15 protein-coding genes are annotated in these 16,386 nt (G+C 60.7%); 6 read left to right on the top strand and 9 right to left on the bottom strand.

Annotation, left to right across the window (positions count from 1 at the left end; genetic code table 11):
• On the bottom strand, window positions 1-869 hold an 869-nt coding region (locus KGB23_RS21570; RefSeq protein WP_223432510.1), incomplete at its 3' end, for a diaminopimelate epimerase.
• Window positions 870-1,038: 169 nt separating this feature from the next.
• On the opposite strand from KGB23_RS21570, the gene KGB23_RS21565 reads away from it, so the two are divergent.
• Window positions 1,039-2,190 carry an MFS transporter gene (locus tag KGB23_RS21565; protein ID WP_223432509.1) on the top strand — a complete coding sequence of 384 codons (1,152 nt, stop codon included), beginning with the start codon at window positions 1,039-1,041 and terminating at the stop codon, window positions 2,188-2,190.
• A 151-nt stretch (window positions 2,191-2,341) separates the two neighbouring features.
• Here KGB23_RS21565 and KGB23_RS21560 read toward each other — a convergent pair whose 3' ends face one another.
• The 3 genes from KGB23_RS21560 to KGB23_RS21550 form a co-directional block, all read right to left on the bottom strand.
• On the bottom strand, window positions 2,342-4,765 hold the full coding sequence (locus KGB23_RS21560) for a TonB-dependent siderophore receptor (protein ID WP_223432508.1): 2,424 nt from the start codon (window positions 4,763-4,765) through the stop codon (window positions 2,342-2,344).
• Window positions 4,766-4,862: 97 nt separating this feature from the next.
• Window positions 4,863-5,846, bottom strand: a complete 984-nt coding sequence (locus KGB23_RS21555; protein WP_223432507.1) for a FecR family protein — start codon at window positions 5,844-5,846, stop codon at window positions 4,863-4,865.
• A 40-nt stretch (window positions 5,847-5,886) separates the two neighbouring features.
• A complete protein-coding gene (locus KGB23_RS21550) occupies window positions 5,887-6,387 on the bottom strand; it encodes a sigma-70 family RNA polymerase sigma factor (RefSeq protein WP_223432506.1) in 501 nt (166 codons plus the stop codon).
• A gap of 254 nt (window positions 6,388-6,641) precedes the next feature.
• On the opposite strand from KGB23_RS21550, the gene KGB23_RS21545 reads away from it, so the two are divergent.
• Entirely contained in the window at window positions 6,642-7,763 is a 1,122-nt protein-coding gene (locus KGB23_RS21545; RefSeq protein WP_223432505.1) for an HlyD family secretion protein, read from the top strand.
• Window positions 7,760-9,352 carry a DHA2 family efflux MFS transporter permease subunit gene (locus KGB23_RS21540; protein WP_223432504.1) on the top strand — a complete coding sequence of 531 codons (1,593 nt, stop codon included), beginning with the start codon at window positions 7,760-7,762 and terminating at the stop codon, window positions 9,350-9,352. The genes KGB23_RS21545 and KGB23_RS21540 overlap by 4 nt, the downstream gene beginning before the upstream one ends.
• Here KGB23_RS21540 and KGB23_RS21535 read toward each other — a convergent pair whose 3' ends face one another.
• Entirely contained in the window at window positions 9,353-9,793 is a 441-nt protein-coding gene (locus KGB23_RS21535; RefSeq protein ID WP_223432503.1) for a carboxymuconolactone decarboxylase family protein, read from the bottom strand.
• Between the two features lie 207 nt (window positions 9,794-10,000).
• Here KGB23_RS21535 and KGB23_RS21530 point away from each other — a divergent pair, with 207 nt between their 5' ends.
• Complete coding sequence (locus tag KGB23_RS21530; protein ID WP_223432502.1) at window positions 10,001-10,426, top strand: hypothetical protein; 426 nt, start codon at window positions 10,001-10,003, stop codon at window positions 10,424-10,426.
• On the opposite strand, the gene KGB23_RS21525 is transcribed toward KGB23_RS21530, so the two are convergent.
• The 4 genes from KGB23_RS21525 to KGB23_RS21510 form a co-directional block, all read right to left on the bottom strand.
• Entirely contained in the window at window positions 10,374-11,816 is a 1,443-nt protein-coding gene (locus tag KGB23_RS21525) for a mechanosensitive ion channel family protein (RefSeq protein ID WP_223432501.1), read from the bottom strand. The two genes, KGB23_RS21530 and KGB23_RS21525, sit on opposite strands and share 53 nt — an antisense overlap.
• Before the next feature lie 155 nt (window positions 11,817-11,971).
• Window positions 11,972-12,598, bottom strand: coding sequence for an isochorismate family cysteine hydrolase YcaC (gene ycaC, locus KGB23_RS21520; RefSeq protein WP_033061120.1), 627 nt, complete (start codon window positions 12,596-12,598; stop codon window positions 11,972-11,974).
• A gap of 56 nt (window positions 12,599-12,654) precedes the next feature.
• The gene (locus KGB23_RS21515) at window positions 12,655-13,338 is read right to left on the bottom strand and encodes an isochorismatase family protein (RefSeq protein ID WP_046048436.1); all 684 of its coding nucleotides are present in this window, start codon (window positions 13,336-13,338) and stop codon (window positions 12,655-12,657) included.
• A 93-nt stretch (window positions 13,339-13,431) separates the two neighbouring features.
• On the bottom strand, window positions 13,432-14,298 hold the full coding sequence (locus tag KGB23_RS21510; RefSeq protein ID WP_223432500.1) for a pirin family protein: 867 nt from the start codon (window positions 14,296-14,298) through the stop codon (window positions 13,432-13,434).
• Window positions 14,299-14,405: 107 nt separating this feature from the next.
• Between KGB23_RS21510 and KGB23_RS21505 the strand changes: the two genes are divergently transcribed.
• Window positions 14,406-15,311, top strand: coding sequence for a LysR substrate-binding domain-containing protein (locus KGB23_RS21505; protein ID WP_223432499.1), 906 nt, complete (start codon window positions 14,406-14,408; stop codon window positions 15,309-15,311).
• 268 nt (window positions 15,312-15,579) lie between these two features.
• Window positions 15,580-16,383 carry a 2,5-didehydrogluconate reductase DkgB gene (dkgB, locus tag KGB23_RS21500; protein WP_223432498.1) on the top strand — a complete coding sequence of 268 codons (804 nt, stop codon included), beginning with the start codon at window positions 15,580-15,582 and terminating at the stop codon, window positions 16,381-16,383.
• Window positions 16,384-16,386 lie beyond the last annotated feature (3 nt).

Below are 16,386 nucleotides of genomic sequence, written 5' to 3'. Positions count from 1 at the left end.
CCCACCCGCCACGCCGCGCAAGCCACCGCACTGGCGCTGGTGCCCGACGACGCCGTCGGCCCTTCTCCACGCTCGAATACCCGCGCGACGACTCGCCCTTCCGACTCAAGCATCGCCCATTGCAGATTCACGCCAGCAGCACACGGCTCCCCTGCCCCGGTCGGCATGGCGTAAGCGATACGCGTCAGCCCTTCGGACAACCGCGGTTCGCGCATCTGCTCATTGCTCGGCAAAGCACCCGAGTTATCCACAAGCGTTACGCAATGCGGATTGCCAACCCGCACGAATTGACTGCGCGCCCACCCGGCATCCAGCAATGCCAATGGCTGTACGTGGCTGAGTTCGCGACCATTGAATGCCACGCCTTCAACCCCTTCGGCACTGACGGCCCCCGGTCCGAAGGCAGGCTTGCCCAAGTCCAGCCAAAAACCGTGCACACCTTCGACCTGCGCCAGTTTCACCGATGTTTCTCCCGGTGAAGGCATATCGGCCTTGTCATGATGAACCCTGAGCAGACACGCCTCGTCCCTCGGCCAGAGCCCAAGGTCGCTGAGCGCCTGGGAAAAAATCGTCAGGCCGTTGCCGCTACGCTCGGCCAGGGTGCCGTCGGTGTTCACGATCAACAAATCAAAAGGATGCGACGACTGGAACGGTCCCACCAGCAAACCATCGCTACGATGGGCCTTGCTGCCCGGTGGTTGTGTGCCGGGGGCCCAGCCACAGCAAGCTTCGATGGCCGCCAACGCCCAGACCTTGCGGGTTTGCGCGGCATCGCTGGCCTGATCGGGTATGTCGATACCATTGCTGCGCAAGTACTCGGGCGCCACAACCATGTAGATATTGCCTCGTGCATCGTACCTCCGCGCCATGGCGCCCTCCCTTGAGAAATCATTGCTCGGGCTCAACATATCGCGAAACACCGTCAGGCTGTGCAAGGATGTCACCCTGCCTGACCGCGAACCTGGTCGGACGTTGATCGAACCCTCGCAGGTCGATCACTGTCCCTTGGGTACGCGACGTTTTTTGCCAAGGATTGATATGACCAACCTCAATACTCAAACCGCATTTGTTCCCGGACGCCTGGAACAGATGTCCACGCGCATCGCCTTTTTTATTGCCGGTTTCGGCATCGCCGCGTGGGCGCCGCTGGTGCCCTACGCCAAGGCTCGGGCCGGGCTGGATGAAGGGACGCTCGGTTTGCTGCTGTTGTGCCTGGGGGTGGGGTCGATTCTGGCGATGCCGATGGCGGGGCTTCTGGCCACGCGTTTTGGCTGTCGCCGGGTGGTGAGCGCCGGAGTGTTGCTGATCTGTGCGGCCCTGCCGCTGTTGGCGACGGTGACGTCGATTCCGGCGTTGATTGCCGCGTTGTTCATGTTCGGCGCGGGCCTTGGAACGGTGGATTCGACGGTGAACCTGCAAGCGGTGATCGTCGAACGGGCCAGCGGCAAGACCATGATGTCGGGTTTCCATGGGCTGTTCAGCCTGGGCGGGATTGTCGGTGCGGCGGGCGTCAGCGCCCTGCTCGGCTTCGGGGTTTCACCACTGGGAGCAACGCTGGTGGTGATCGTGATGCTGCTGATCGCCCTGGCCAAGGCCGCGCCGCACCTCTTGCCTTACGGCAGCGAAAGTTCGGGGCCAGCGTTTGCTGTTCCCCATGGCATCGTGCTGTTCATCGGCGGGATGTGTTTCATCGTGTTCCTCGCCGAAGGCGCGGCGCTCGACTGGAGCGCGGTGTTCCTGGCGCAGGAACGCGGGATCGACACCGCTTATGCGGGACTGGGTTACGCGGCGTTTGCGTTGACCATGACCGTCGGACGTTTGACCGGTGATTCGATCGTGCGTCGTCTCGGTGCTACCCAGGTGATTGTGTTCGGCGGGTTGACGGCCGCGGCGGGCCTGTTTGTGGCGACCTTCGCACCGAGTTGGGAAGCGGCGCTGGTGGGGTATGCATTGTTGGGGGCGGGTTGTTCGAACATTGTGCCGGTGCTGTACACCGCAGTGGGCAAGCAGACGGTGATGCCCGAAAGCGTCGCCGTGCCGGCCATTACCACTTTGGGTTATGCCGGGATTCTTGCGGGGCCTGCGTTGATCGGGTTTATCGCCCATGGCAGCAGTTTGAGTTTTGCCTTCGGGTTGATGGCGGTGTTGTTGGTGGCGGTGGCCATTGGCGGGAAGGTGTTGAAAGTCTAAATTGTGGCGAGGGGGCTTGTCGGAACGCCGCATCGCCCCGTTCGGCTGCGTAGCGGCCCTATAAATTTCGGCAACAACGCAAATTTTGCGACTGCTGCGCAGCCGAACGGGGCGATGCGGCGTTCCGACAAGCCCCCTCGCCACAGATCTATCAGAACCCGACGCTGGCCTGCACAAAGAACGTGCGCGGTGCGCCAACGTACATCCCCGAATTGTTGTCGCTTGAGCGGGTGAAGTACTGCTTGTCGAAAATGTTCTTCACCCCGGCACCGACTTTCAGGTTCGAAAGCGTCGCGCCGAAGTCATAACCGCCGCGCACGTTCCAGGTGACGTAACCCGGGATGTCGCCGTACTGGCCGTCCGCGGTGCCTTCGGTGATGTAGTTGTTGGTGAAGCTGCCGTCGGCGTTCACGGCAACACCCGGCGAACGCTGCTTGGACTGGGCAAAGGCATCAAGGTTGTAGGTCCAGCGGTTGATGTCGTAACGCAAACCGGCAGTCGCCACCTGACGTGAGTAGAACGGCAGGTCACGGCCCTTGAAGCCCGGAATCTCTCCTTCATAAACAGCGCGAGTGTAGGTGAAACCAGCGTTGGCGGTCAGGCCGTCGAGCCGTGGGTCCAGCGCCGCCATGTCGTAGTGCACCGACGCCTCGATGCCTTGGTGCGTGGTCGCGCCGAGGTTGGTCCAGCCCGCATCGTTGCTGATGTATTGCAGCTCTTTATCGAAGTCGATGTAGAACAGCGTCACTTCCCCGCCCCACACATCATTGTTGTAGCGCGTGCCGACCTCGTAGGTCTTGGCCTTTTCCGGTTCCAGGCCATTGGCCGGTTCGTCACCCGTGCCACCCTGGCCGAGCTGGAAATACTGCAGGCTGCCAAACGAAGTTTCGTAGTTGGCGAACAGCTTCCACTCTTCCGACACGTGATACATCACGCTCAGGGCCGGCAGCGGCTCGTTGCTTTCGATGCTGCGGTTCTTTTCCAGCACTGGTTTGCCGGCGGTGTCGAGCACCGGGCGGTCGTGCCAATCGGTGCTGATGTGTTCAAAGCGGATGCCGGGGGTGATGGTCCAGTTACCGACGTCGATTTTGTTATCGACGTACACCGAGTTGGCTTCAGTGCCACCGGTGCGGTCCTGATAGACATGGCCGTCGGAGCTCTTGGTCACGACCGGCTCGTTGTTGACCAGCGCCAGGCGGCTCGCCTCTTCGTGCATGCCTTCCTTGAGGTAGCGATAACCGACACTGACTTCCTGGGTGGTCGGGCCGACATCAAACACACGGGACACACGCGGTTCAATCCCGAAGGTGTAGTAAGTACGCGGGAACGAGCCGAGGGTCTTCTGATCGCGAGCGGCGATGTTGCTGCCACGGAAGCTATCGGAATAGTAAGTCAGCACTTCGGCCTGGGTGCGGTCGTCGATCTGCCGTGCCCACTTGAACGAGACGTCCTTGCGGCGGCCACTGAAGTTGTCGTTGTTGCGGTCGGACTGAAACGGATCGGCATCGTACTGCGCCTGGGTCAGGCCGCCGGGCATGTCGGCGCTGGCGTCGTAGTAGTGAAAGTTGAGGCTGAAATCGTCCACATCGGTGGGTGCCCAGTGGGTCTTGAGGATCACGTCGTCGATGTCGTTGCCGTTGTTGCGCTCACGGTAACCGTTGCCGTTCACGCCCGAGTACAACAGCGCCATGCCGATGCCGTTGTCCGCGGTGCCGCCGAGAAACGCCGTGTCGATGTGCTTCCAGCCACCGCGCTGGGAGGTTTCCAGGGTCGAGCCGATTTCACCGGTGGCTTTTTCCGGAATCGCGCGAGTGACGAAGTTGATCACGCCACCGACGTTCTGTGGCCCGTAACGCACGGAGCCGGCGCCACGAACCACGTCGATGCTGTCGAGATTGCCGGAGGAAATCGGTGCCATGGACAACTGCGGCTGGCCGTACGGGGCGAACGCTGCCGGCACGCCGTCGATCAGCACGGTGGAGCGTGGCGACAGGCGCGAAGTCAGGCCGCGCACGCCGACGTTCAGGGAAATGTCGCTGCCGCCGGTGCCGTTGGCGTCCTGCACTTGCACACCGGGCACGCGCTTCAACACGTCGCCGACGTTCATTGCGCCCTGCTCGACCATAGCCTCACGGCGAATCACCGTACGCGCGCCGGGGTGGTTCTGCACCACGGCGGCATCGGCGTCACCGAGCCAGTTGCCAACCACTTTGATGTCGGTCACGCCCAATTCCAAAGGGCCGTTTGCAGCCGAAGTCGGTGCCGGCATCAACGTGACCGAACCTTCGTCGATCTGGTATTGCAGGCCGCTGCCCTGCAGCAGCTGGCGCAGCGCGTCTTCTGGCGAAAGGTTGCCGTCCACCGCCGGGGCCTGTTTGCCAGCGACCAGCTCAGGGCTGAAGAACACCTGCAGCGAGGTTTGCTGGCCCAGTTCACTCAAGGCCTGCCCCAGGGGTTGCGCCGGGATGTGAATCGCGTCGGCGGCAAAAGCCTGGGGCAGCGCCGCGGTGACAGCCAGGGCGAGAGCGAGGCGCAACCAAGGTGATTTGTTGTTTTTAGCGGTGGATTTTTTCACGTCGAACGTAGTCCTGTGGATCGCAAGAGTGTGCGCTTGTTAATGCAAACCAGTTGCAGTTGGACAGGAAGACGATCAACTCGAAAAAAACCTGAATTTATTTTGAAATTATTTCCTGACTGCCGTCATCGAGGGTGCGCACAGCCACCGGAAGAATGCTCGGCAAGGCCTTGAGCAGTGCATCGGTGTTGTCGGATTTGAACACGCTGGTCAGGCGCAGATTGCCCACTTTGTCGTTGCCAACGGTGAGCGGTTTCGCCCGATAGCGCGACACTTCCTCGGCGACGTCGCTGAGTCTGGTGTTGTTGAACACCAGTTTGCCGCTGCGCCAGGCGGTCAGCTCGGCAGGGTTGACCGCGTAGGCAGCGGCCACTTTGCCCTCGGCATCGATGTGCGTACCGAGGCCGGCCGTGAGGCTGATGAAATCGCTGTCCGCCGCTGCGTGCCCCTGAACCTTGACGGTGCCCTGCTCCACCACGACCCGGGTTTGGGCGGTGTCGCGGCGCACATCAAAACGGGTGCCGGTGACCGTGACCTTGCCGCTGCCCGCCTCGACCACGAAGGGCCGACGGGTGTCGTGCTCGACGCTGAACATCGCTTCGCCCTGCGTCAGCTCGATGCTGCGGCGGTCGTTTTCATAGCGCACCTGAACGCGGCTGCGGCTGTTCAGGTCGATCAGCGAACCGTCCGGCAACGCCACATGACGTCGCTCGCCCAGGGCAGTGGAGAATTCGGCGCTGTAGATTGCCGGGTGATTCAAACCGCTGAACAGCCCCAACCCGAGTGCGACGGCCAACACGCTGGCGGCCACTGCATAACGCACCAGCGGGCGACGTTTGCTGCGCGCTGCCGGGGTTTCACACAAGGCTTGCAGACGCGCCGCCGGCAGCAAATCCGCCGCCGACCACAAGCCCTGGAGCAACTGGAATTCGTCGCGATGCTGAGGGTGTTCGTCCAGCCAGGCTTCGAAATACCGTGACTCTTCGGCATTCACCGCAGGCTCCTGCAAACGCACAAACCACCGCGCCGCCTCGTCGCGAACCGTTGTTTGCCCGCACGCACAATCACGAGTATCCATCATGGAAGTTCCTGTTTGGCTGGGGATGAGAAGGCAGCGTCGATCATGGCTGCAATCCGTCAAGGCGGTCGCGCAGATGCCGCAGCGTGCGGATCATATACTTTTCCACCATGTTCTTGGACAGTCCCAGGCGTTCGGCGATTTCGGCCTGGGTCAGGCCTTCGATCTTCTGCCAGACGAACACCTTGCGGCAGTTGACCGGCAACTCGGTGAGCGCCCGTTCGATGGAGTCAGCCAACTGGATCGCCTGCATGAAATGCTCCGGGTCGCCGGACGACGACGCACTGTGATCAACCGCCTCCGACTCCATGGCGCCCCGCCGATCCTCCCGCCGATAACCATCCACCGCAATGTTGCGCGCGGTCTGGTGCAAATACGCCCGAGGTTGTGCAACCATCGCCGAATCGGACTCAAGCACCCTCACGAAGGTGTCGTGGGCCAGGTCCTCGGCCTGCTGACGATTTCTCAGGCGACGGGTCCAGGTCCCGACCAACTCTTCGTAATGCTCGAAAAAGCCGTGTCTGCGGGGCAGCTTGGGGGTCATTGCGGTGTGCTGTGAAGACGGGGCGCGAATAGTAATGCTTCCTATTAACTTGAAGCAATGGATTCCACGTTGGTTGGGTTCGCCGTTAGTCATTCAAAGGACAATTTCAAACCATAAGCGTTTTTGTAGCGAGCATCCCTGGCGACTGGCTCAGGTAAGGACCTGACGACCGGCAACAAAAATCAATTGCCACCAAATATTACCTACGTCATATTACACGCGTAATAAAGACCCGTTCCCCACAGGTAATCTCCATGACCAGCATGCCCAGCCTTGAACCCGACCTTGCTGTCCCGGTGAGCACACCCAAGCCTCCCCTGCTCAAACGGTTGATCTTGCTGACTGCGGTCATTGCTGCCCTGGTGTTCGCCGGGCTGTACGCGACTCACTGGTGGACCGCCGGCCGTTTCATCGAAGAGACCGACGACGCCTACATCGGCGGCGATGTGACGGTGATCGGGCCGAAGGTGGCGGGTTACATCGAAGAAGTGCTGGTCACCGACAACCAGAAGGTCAAGGCCGGTGACGTGCTGATTCGTCTCGACTCCCGCGATTACCGCGCCAACCTGGCCAAGGCTGAAGGTGCGGTGGCCGCCGAAGAAGCGCTGCTCGCCAATCTCGATGCCACCGAAGAATTGCAACACGCGGTGATCGGTCAGGCACGCGCCGGGATTGATGCCGCCGGTGCCGAAACCGCCCGTTCACGGGATGATGATGCTCGCTACAAAAAACTGGTCGGCAGCAACGCCGTCTCGGTGGAAAGCGCCCAACGCGCCAACGCCACTTTCAAGACCGCCCAAGCCCTCAGCGCCCGGGCCCAGGCTGAATTGCTCGCCGCGCAACGTCAGCTGAATGTGATCGCAACCCAGAAACAGCAAGCCCGCGCCGCACTGATGCAGGCTCGCGCCGAACGTGATCTGGCGCAGTTGAATGTGGGTTACACCGAACTGAAGGCTCCGGTAGACGGGGTGATCGGCAATCGCCGGGCGCGGGTCGGCGCTTATGCCCAGGCCGGTTCGCAACTGCTGTCGGTGGTACCGGCCAGTGGGCTGTGGGTCGATGCCAACTTCAAGGAAGATCAGCTATCGCGAATGACGCCGGGGCAACGGGTGATCATTCATGCCGACGTGCTCTCGGGACAGGAATTCCACGGTCATCTGGACAGCCTCGCGCCGGCCAGTGGTTCGCAGTTCAGCGTGCTGCCGCCGGAAAACGCCACCGGCAACTTCACCAAAATCGTTCAGCGGGTGCCGGTGCGCATCGTGCTTGATCCGGCCGATGGCGTGCTCGGCCATCTGCGTCCGGGCCTGTCGGTCACCGCTGAAGTGGACACTCGCAAGGAACCTGCAACCCCGGCCGTGGCCAGCGTGCCATGAGCCGCGCCCTCGCCGTCCCCGCGCAACCGTTCAATGCCGCCGACATGGCAACGGCGACCAAGGTCTTCGCCTTCGCCACCATGTGCATCGGCATGTTCATTGCGCTGCTGGACATTCAGATCGTCTCGGCGTCGTTGCGTGACATCGGCGGCGGGCTCTCGGCCGGTACTGACGAAACGGCATGGGTGCAAACCAGTTACCTGATCGCCGAAATCATCGTGATTCCGCTGTCTGGCTGGCTGTCCCGAGTGTTCTCGACACGCTGGCTGTTCTGCGCTTCAGCGGTGGGCTTCACCCTGGCCAGCCTGCTCTGCGGTGCAGCCTGGAACATTCAGAGCATGATCGCCTTCCGTGCCCTGCAAGGGTTTCTCGGTGGTTCGATGATCCCGCTGGTGTTCACCACCGCGTTCTTTTTCTTCACCGGCAAGCAACGGGTGATCGCGGCGGCAACCATCGGCGCGGTGGCCTCATTGGCCCCGACCCTGGGGCCGGTAATCGGCGGGTGGATTACCGATGTTTCCTCGTGGCACTGGCTGTTCTACATCAATCTGGTGCCGGGGATATTTGTCGCGGTGGCGGTGCCGATGCTGGTGAAAATCGACCAGCCGGAATTGTCGCTGCTCAAAGGCGCCGACTACGTGAGCATGGTGTTCATGGCGCTGTTTCTCGGTTGCCTGGAATACACCCTCGAAGAAGGCCCGCGCTGGAACTGGTTCAGCGACAGCACGATTCTGACCACGGCATGGATCAGCGGCCTCGCCGGCCTGGCGTTCATCGGCAGAACCCTGCACGTCGCCAACCCGATCGTCGATTTACGCGCCTTGAAAGACCGCAACTTTGCCCTTGGCTGCTTCTTTTCGTTCGTCACCGGGATTGGCCTGTTCGCCACCATTTACCTGACGCCGCTGTTTCTCGGCCGGGTGCGTGGCTACGGTGCGCTGGACATTGGTCTGGCGGTTTTCTCCACCGGGGTGTTCCAGATCATGGCGATTCCGCTGTACGCCTTTCTGGCCAACCGCATTGATTTGCGCTGGATCATGATGATCGGCCTCGGGTTGTTCGCGTTGTCGATGTGGGATTTCAGCCCGATCACCCATGACTGGGGGGCTAAGGAATTGATGTTGCCGCAAGCGCTGCGCGGGATTGCCCAGCAACTGGCGGTGCCGCCAGCGGTGACGTTGACCTTGGGTGGTCTGGCACCGGCGCGGCTCAAACATGCTTCGGGGTTATTCAACCTGATGCGAAACCTGGGTGGCGCCATCGGTATCGCCGCGTGCGCGACCATTCTGAATGACCGCACCAACCTGCACTTCACCCGGTTGGCGGAAAACCTCAACAGCACCAATGAAGCACTGAATCAGTGGCTGTCCCAGGTCGGCAACAACTTCGCCACCCTCGGCCAAAGCGGTGACGCGGGCGTCACCGCCAGCCTGCATCAGCTGTGGCTGCTGACCTACCGCGAAGCGCAGACACAAACCTACGGCGACGCGTTCCTGATGATCATGGTCTGCTTCATCATCGCCACGGCGATGGTGCCCTTGATGCGTAAGGTGCAACCACCGGCCGCTCCCTCAGCAGACGCTCATTGATCAGGCTTGAGGCATTTTGCGAAAGCCAACCGCCAGACGGTTCCACGCGTTGATGGTGGTAATCGCCACGGTCAGGTCGACCAGTTCCTTCGGGCTGAACTCGGACGCCGCCAGTTCGTAGTCTTCATCCGGTGCGTGAGTCTGGCTCAGCAGCGTCAGCGACTCGGTCCACGCCAGCGCCGCACGTTCACGCGGAGTGAAGAACGGCGTTTCACGCCAGGCCGACAGTGTGTACAGACGGCGCTCGTCTTCACCGCCCTTGCGGGCATCGGCGCTGTGCATATCCAGGCAGAAGGCGCAGCCGTTGATTTGCGAGGTACGCAGCTTGACCAGTTCGATCAAGGTCTTTTCCAGCGGCAACTTAGAAACAGCGGTTTCCAGCGCGATCATGGCTTTGAGTGCATCTGGGGAAGCGGTGTAGAAATCAATACGCGGTTGCATGGTGGGCTCCAGTCACAAAGGGTGTGGAGCTAAGTTAATCCCGCACTGACCTGCAGCAAATAGCCAATTACCGGGAAGATGAGGATGCCAATGGGCGGGGTTGAAAATAATCTATATGGGTAATTGCCATCACCGCACCGACACCACTAGAATGCGATTCATTCTTGATAACGCGGCCGGGATGCCGGAAACGAGTACCTCCTGCCCATGTCGTCCTCATCCGAAATGCCTTTGCCACCGGCTATCTCGCCGAATTCCGAATCGCGTTGTTACCTGGAATCCTTGTTGTGGCAAATGCCGGAACAGGCGCGCGAAGCCTTTCTGCTCGCCCAGATTCATGGACATGGCCGCGCCCGGATCGCAGCGCGGCAGTCGGCGCACAAAAAACCGCTGACCCGTCGACAAACCCTGGCTTATCTAGCCTTGCTGTTGATCGCCGGCCCCGTCGGCATGATTTGGCAACATGTGCCGTTCGAGTACTGGAACAGTCATGACCGTACCCTGGTCGGCGCACAGCTTGTTGGCCAGGCGCCTGCTGCCGACTCACTCGACTGCACCCGCGCCCATGACCTTCGAGCCCCTACGCTCGGTTGCGCAGCCACTGCAAAAATCCCTTCTTCTGCACAACCCTAGGCGCTTCCTGGGTCAACGTCTGAGCCTTGTTCAAGCGGAAATCCAGCAACGCCTTCATCGCTTCGCCGATGTCATGCCGCGCATCCAGGCACGGTTTGAGGTATTCCTTCTCTATCCGGTACAAGCTGCAGAACGTCTTGGCGCTGAAGTCCGCCGGTAGCGCCGTATCGGACAAAATCCCACCCTCGCCGATTACCTCACCCGGGCCCATGCGCCCGGATTCGAACTTGACCCCGCCGCGGCTCAGTTCCACCGACACGACGCCGGATTCGATGATGAACAAATGATCGCTGACCTCCCCCGCCGGCAGGATCATTTCACCGGCGCGGAAGTTTTGAAGTTTCATGTTCTGGCTGAAGGTTTCTTTCTCTTCCTGACGCAGGGTCGAGAAGATATTCGACGCATCCAGCAATGCCCGTGGCCGCGACAGGTTGGCAGGTGCATTGGGTTCGACGTTCGACAACAGGCTGACGCCGCTGGCCTGCAAGTGCCGGAACGCCAGGTCGAACAGCAGATTACGGACCATGCGTTTCTGATCCATGGAGACCACAAAACCACTGATTTCGTATTCCACTCCAGTGGCGCTGGAACCTTTCAACGCTACACACGGTGCCGGTTTGATCAACAAATAACGGCATCCTTGCATCGCCCGTTCCAGCGCGTCGATCACCGTTTGCGGACGCGCGTGCGGGCTCAGTTGCAAGCTGATAGAGACGCCGAAAATGTCACTGGGCCGACTGAAGTTGATGATTTTGGCCTTGGCCGCCAGGGAGTTAGGGATCACCGCCATGCTGCCCTGGGCCGTTTGCAGGCGCGTCGCGCGCCAGTCGATGTCGATGACCCGGCCTTCGGTGCCGTCGATGGAGATCCAGTCATCCAGCTGATAGGGCTTGGTGGTGTTGAGGACGATCCCGGAGAACACGTCGCTGAGGGTGCTTTGCAAGGCCAGGCCGACGATGATCGCCAACGCGCCGGAGGTCGCCAGCACACCCTTGACCGGCAGATCGAGTACGTACGCCAACGCCGCGATGATCGCGATCAGGAAAATCACCGCGCCGAGCAAATCCTGGAGCAAGCGCCCGGTGTGCCCGACCCGTTGCATCATCACCGCGCCGATCAGCACCGTCAGCGTGCGCGCGCCGAACAACCACCAGCCGATCTGCAATCCGGTGGCCGCCAGGTGCAGCGGGACGTTGTCGGCCCAGGGCGCCGTTTCCATGGGGTTCAGGCCTTCGTTGAACAGCAGGACACTGAACAACGAAAAAATCACCAGCCGCACGACCATTTTCCATTGGCTGCCATTGGCACTGAGCAGGCGCCATAGCCCAAGATCGATAAGGACCAAAGCCATCGCGCAGATCAATGGGTGATCGGTAAGCAGTGACAGCATCAAGCAACTCCAGCAAGAACCAGTGGCGCGAAGATCTCACAGATTGTAGGAGCTGGCGAAGCCTGCGATCTTTTGGCGATCTAGAAAGATCAAAAGATCGTCCGAACGCGGCCCGAACCTTCGGCAGCTCCTACAAGGGGCGATGTGCGTCGGGGTTACTTGCTGTTGGTCAGCGCGTTGTAGCTGGTAAACAGGTTGCGGTAGTCCGGGATGTGGTTGGAGAACAAGGTGCCCAAGCCTTCCACGTCGTTGCGCCAGTCGCGATGCAGCTCACAGGCCAGGCCGAACCAGGTCATCAACTGCGCGCCGGAGGCCGACATGCGGTCCCAGGCCGATTGACGGGTCAGTTCGTTGAAGGTGCCGGAAGCGTCAGTCACCACGAACACCTCGAAGCCTTCAGCCAGCGCCGACAGCGCCGGGAACGCCACGCACACTTCGGTTACCACGCCGGCGATGATCAGTTGTTTCTTGCCGGTGGCCTTGATCGCCTTGACGAAGTCTTCGTTGTCCCAGGCATTGATCTGGCCAGGACGGGCAATGTACGGCGCGTCCGGGAACAGCGCCTTGAGCTCGGGAACCAGCGGGCCGTTGGGGCCGGTTTCGAAACTGGTGGTGAGGATGGTCGGCAACTTGAAGTACTTGGCCAGGTCAGCCAGGGCCAGCACGTTGTTCTTGAAACGGTCCGGCTCGATGTCGCGCACCAGAGAAAGCAGACCCGCCTGGTGATCAACCAACAGAACGGCGGCGTTATCCTTGTCGAGACGTTTGTAAGAGGTAGTCATGGGAGTAATCCTCGCTTTTTATCGATGCCGAGTGGAAGTCGGCGTGGGGTACCCGGTTAGCGCTGGGAGTCCAGCACTTCGTGTTCGTTCGCCACTTGCTGAGCCTTGAGATAGCTCTCGATCAGCAATTGATAATGCGGCATGGCCTGGGCGTAGACGGCCGCCCACTGCTCGGCGTCCGGACGGTTCCACGAGCCTTGCAGCTCAGAGAGCGTAGCCATGATGTCGATAGGCACCACCCCGGCTTGCGTCAATCGGGCAATTGTCAGATCAGTGGCCAGTTTCGAGTGGTTGCCGGAAGCGTCGACCACCGCAAACACTTTGTAGCCTTCATGCACCGCAGCGATGGACGGGAACGCCAGGCAAACGCTGGTCAGGGTGCCGGCGATCACCAGGGTTTTCTTGCCGGTCGCTTTGACTGCCGCGTGAAACTCAGCATTGTCCCAGGCGTTGATTTCACCTTTGCGTGCCACGTATTGAGCGTGCGGTGCTGCCTCGTGAATCTCCGGAATCAACGGCCCGTTCGGCCCTTGCGGTACGGAGGCGGTGGTGATCACCGGCATCTTCAGCAGGGTCGCGGCTTTGGCCAGGGCAATGGCGTTGGCGCGCAGTTGCGGCACGTCCATGTCCTTGACGATCTGGAACAATCCACTCTGGTGGTCGATCAACAGCATCGCGCTGTCGTTGGGATCGATGGTCGGTTTCTGGCCATTGAAGTTGGCCGCGTTGACGGTACTCATGTGCGTCTCCTCTTTTTTTCAGGCAACAGCCATCCCTGGCCCGGGAACCGGCCTACGCATCCTGTGTAGAGCGGGTTGTTGAACCTGTACGGGTTAACCGTGCATCTGGCCGAACCGACCGGACTGGAAGTCGGCGAAGGCCTGGTGAATCTCTTGCTCGGTGTTCATCACGAACGGACCGTGACCGACGATCGGCTCGTCGATCGGCTCGCCACTGAGCAGCAACACGACGGCATCGTTATTGGCTTCCAGGCTGAGCTGCTGGCCATTGCGTTCGAACAACGCCAACTGCCCTTCGCGCACCAGTTCCACACCGTTGACCTGAACCGTGCCACGCAACACTACAAGTGCCGTGTTACGACCTTCGTGCAGGTCCAGGGTCAGCAACTTGCCGCCGTTGAGGCGCAGGTCCCAGACGTCAATCGGGGTAAACGTGTGTGCCGGGCCGGTGTGGCCGTCGAACTCACCGGCGATCAAGCGCAGGCTGCCGGCCTGGTCCTTGAGCGCGATGCTCGGGATGTCGCCATCGAGAATCGTCTGGTAACCGGCGTCGGCCATCTTGTCCTTGGCCGGCAGGTTGACCCACAACTGAACCATTTCCAGGGTGCCGCCGGTTTTGGCGAAACCTTCTGAGTGGAACTCTTCGTGGAGAATCCCGGAGGCTGCGGTCATCCATTGCACGTCGCCTGGGCCGATCTTGCCGCCGCTGCCGGTGGAGTCGCGGTGTTCCAGTTCGCCCTTATAAACGATAGTCACGGTTTCGAAACCGCGGTGTGGATGCTGACCAACGCCACGACGCTCGGTGGTCGGGGTGAATTCAGCGGGACCGGCGTGATCGAGCAGCAAAAACGGGCTGATATGTTTGCCCAGGTTGTCGTAGGAAAACAGCGTGCGAACCGGAAAACCGTCGCCGACCCAATGGGCCCGTGGGCTGGTGTAGATACCGATGATGTTTTTCATTCTGCCTCCGAATCTGGTGTGTGACGCGATGAACAAAGCTTAAAACTGAACCCTTTGATGCACTAGACTGCAAAAATCAGCCTTAGCGTTCTATCTGGAGAACGATAGTGGAAGACCTCAACACCCTCTACTACTTCACCCAAGTGGTGGAGCATCACGGTTTCGCCCCGGCCGGCCGGGCGCTGGACATGCCCAAGTCGAAGTTGAGCCGGCGCATCGCCGAACTCGAAGAGCGCCTCGGTGTGCGCCTGCTGCACCGCACCAGCCGGCATTGTTCACTGACGGAAATCGGCCAGGCCTATTACCAGCGTTGCCTGGCGATGCGCGTGGAAGCCGAAAGCGCTGCCGAACTGATCGAACGCAACCGCTCCGAACCCCAGGGCCTGGTGCGCATCAGTTGCCCGACCGCACTGCTCAACTCCTGGGTCGGGCCGATGTTGACGCGCTACATGCTCAAGTACCCGCTGGTGGAGTTGTTCATCGAGAGCACCAACCGCCGGGTCGACCTGATCCACGAGGGTTTCGACATCGCCTTGCGCGTGCGCTTTCCGCCGCTGGAAAACACCGACATGGTGATGAAGGTGCTGGGCAACAGCACCCAGTGCCTGGTGGGCAGTCCGGCCTTCATGCCGCGTCTGTCATCACCGGCCTCCCCGGCCGACCTCAGCGGGTTGCCGAGTCTGCACTGGGGCGCGGCGCAGCGTGAATATCAGTGGGAATTGTTTGGGGCGCACGGCGCCAGCGCGGTGATTCGGCATGCGCCACGAATGGTCACCGATGACCTGTTGGCGTTGCGTCACGCCGTGGTGGCCGGGATCGGCATCGCTCACCTGCCCAGCGTGGTGGTGCGCGATGACATTGCCGCGGGCCGACTGGTGGAACTGGTGCCGGGCTGGGCACCCAAATGCGGGATCGTGCATGCCATCTTCCCTTCACGCCGTGGGCTGCTGCCGTCGGTACGCGCATTGATCGACTTTCTGGGCGAGGAATTCAGCCACAGCGATATTGCTTAGAAGCCCGTACACACCCCATGTAGCAGCTGGCGAAGCCTGCGTTCGGCTGCGCAGCAGTCGTAAAACCAGACAACGCGGTGTCTCAGGAAAACTTAAGATCACAAGATCGCAGCCTCGTTTCACTCGACAGCTCCTACAGGGGATTGCGAGGCTGCGATCTTTCGATTCATGACTTGCGGTAAACATTGCTTTGCCGATCCAGCGGTTTTTCTCATGGCTGCAGCCGGGGATACTCGTGCCCATTCCCACTGCAACCCTGGAGTCATTGATGTCTATTCCCGCATTCGGCCTTGGTACTTTTCGCTTGCAAGGCCAGGTGGTCATCGATTCGGTGAGCACCGGCCTGGAACTGGGCTATCGAGTCATCGATACCGCGCAAATCTACGAGAACGAAGCCGAGGTCGGCGAGGCGATTGCCGCCAGTGGCATCGCCCGTGACGAGTTGTTCATCACCAGCAAGATCTGGGTTGCCAACTTCGCCGGGGATCGCCTGATCGACAGCCTCAAGGAAAGCCTGTTAAAGCTGCAAACCGACTACCTGGACCTGACCCTCATCCATTGGCCATCTCCGGAAGATCAGGTGCCGGTCGAGGAATTCATGGGCGCCCTGCTCGAAGCCAAACAACTGGGCCTGACCCGGCAGATCGGTGTGTCCAACTTCACCGTCGACCTGATGAAACAGGCGATCGCCGCGGTCGGTGCCGAACACATCGCGACCAACCAGATCGAATTGCATCCCTACCTGCAAAACCGCAAGGTCGTCGAATTCGCGCAGAGCCAGGGCATCCAGATCACCTCGTACATGACCCTCGCTTACGGCGAAGTGCTGAAAGACCCGGTGATCCAGCAGATCGCCGATCGCCTGCAGGCGACGCCGGCAGATGTCACGTTGGCTTGGGCCATGCAACTGGGTTACGCCGTGATTCCCTCGTCGACCAAACGCACCAACCTGCAAAGTAACCTGCACGCCCGCACACTGGCCTTGAGCGACGCCGACATGGCGCTGATCGCGGGTCTTGATCGTGACCATCGACTGACCAGCCCCAAAGGTCTCGCGCCCCACTGGGATTAAGCG

The sequence above is a fragment of the Pseudomonas sp. GL-B-26 genome (genome assembly GCF_019947405.1).
Classification (GTDB): Bacteria; Pseudomonadota; Gammaproteobacteria; order Pseudomonadales; family Pseudomonadaceae; genus Aquipseudomonas.
The sequence above is the reverse complement of the archived record's forward strand: the minus strand, read 5'-3'. Positions and strand labels throughout refer to the sequence as shown.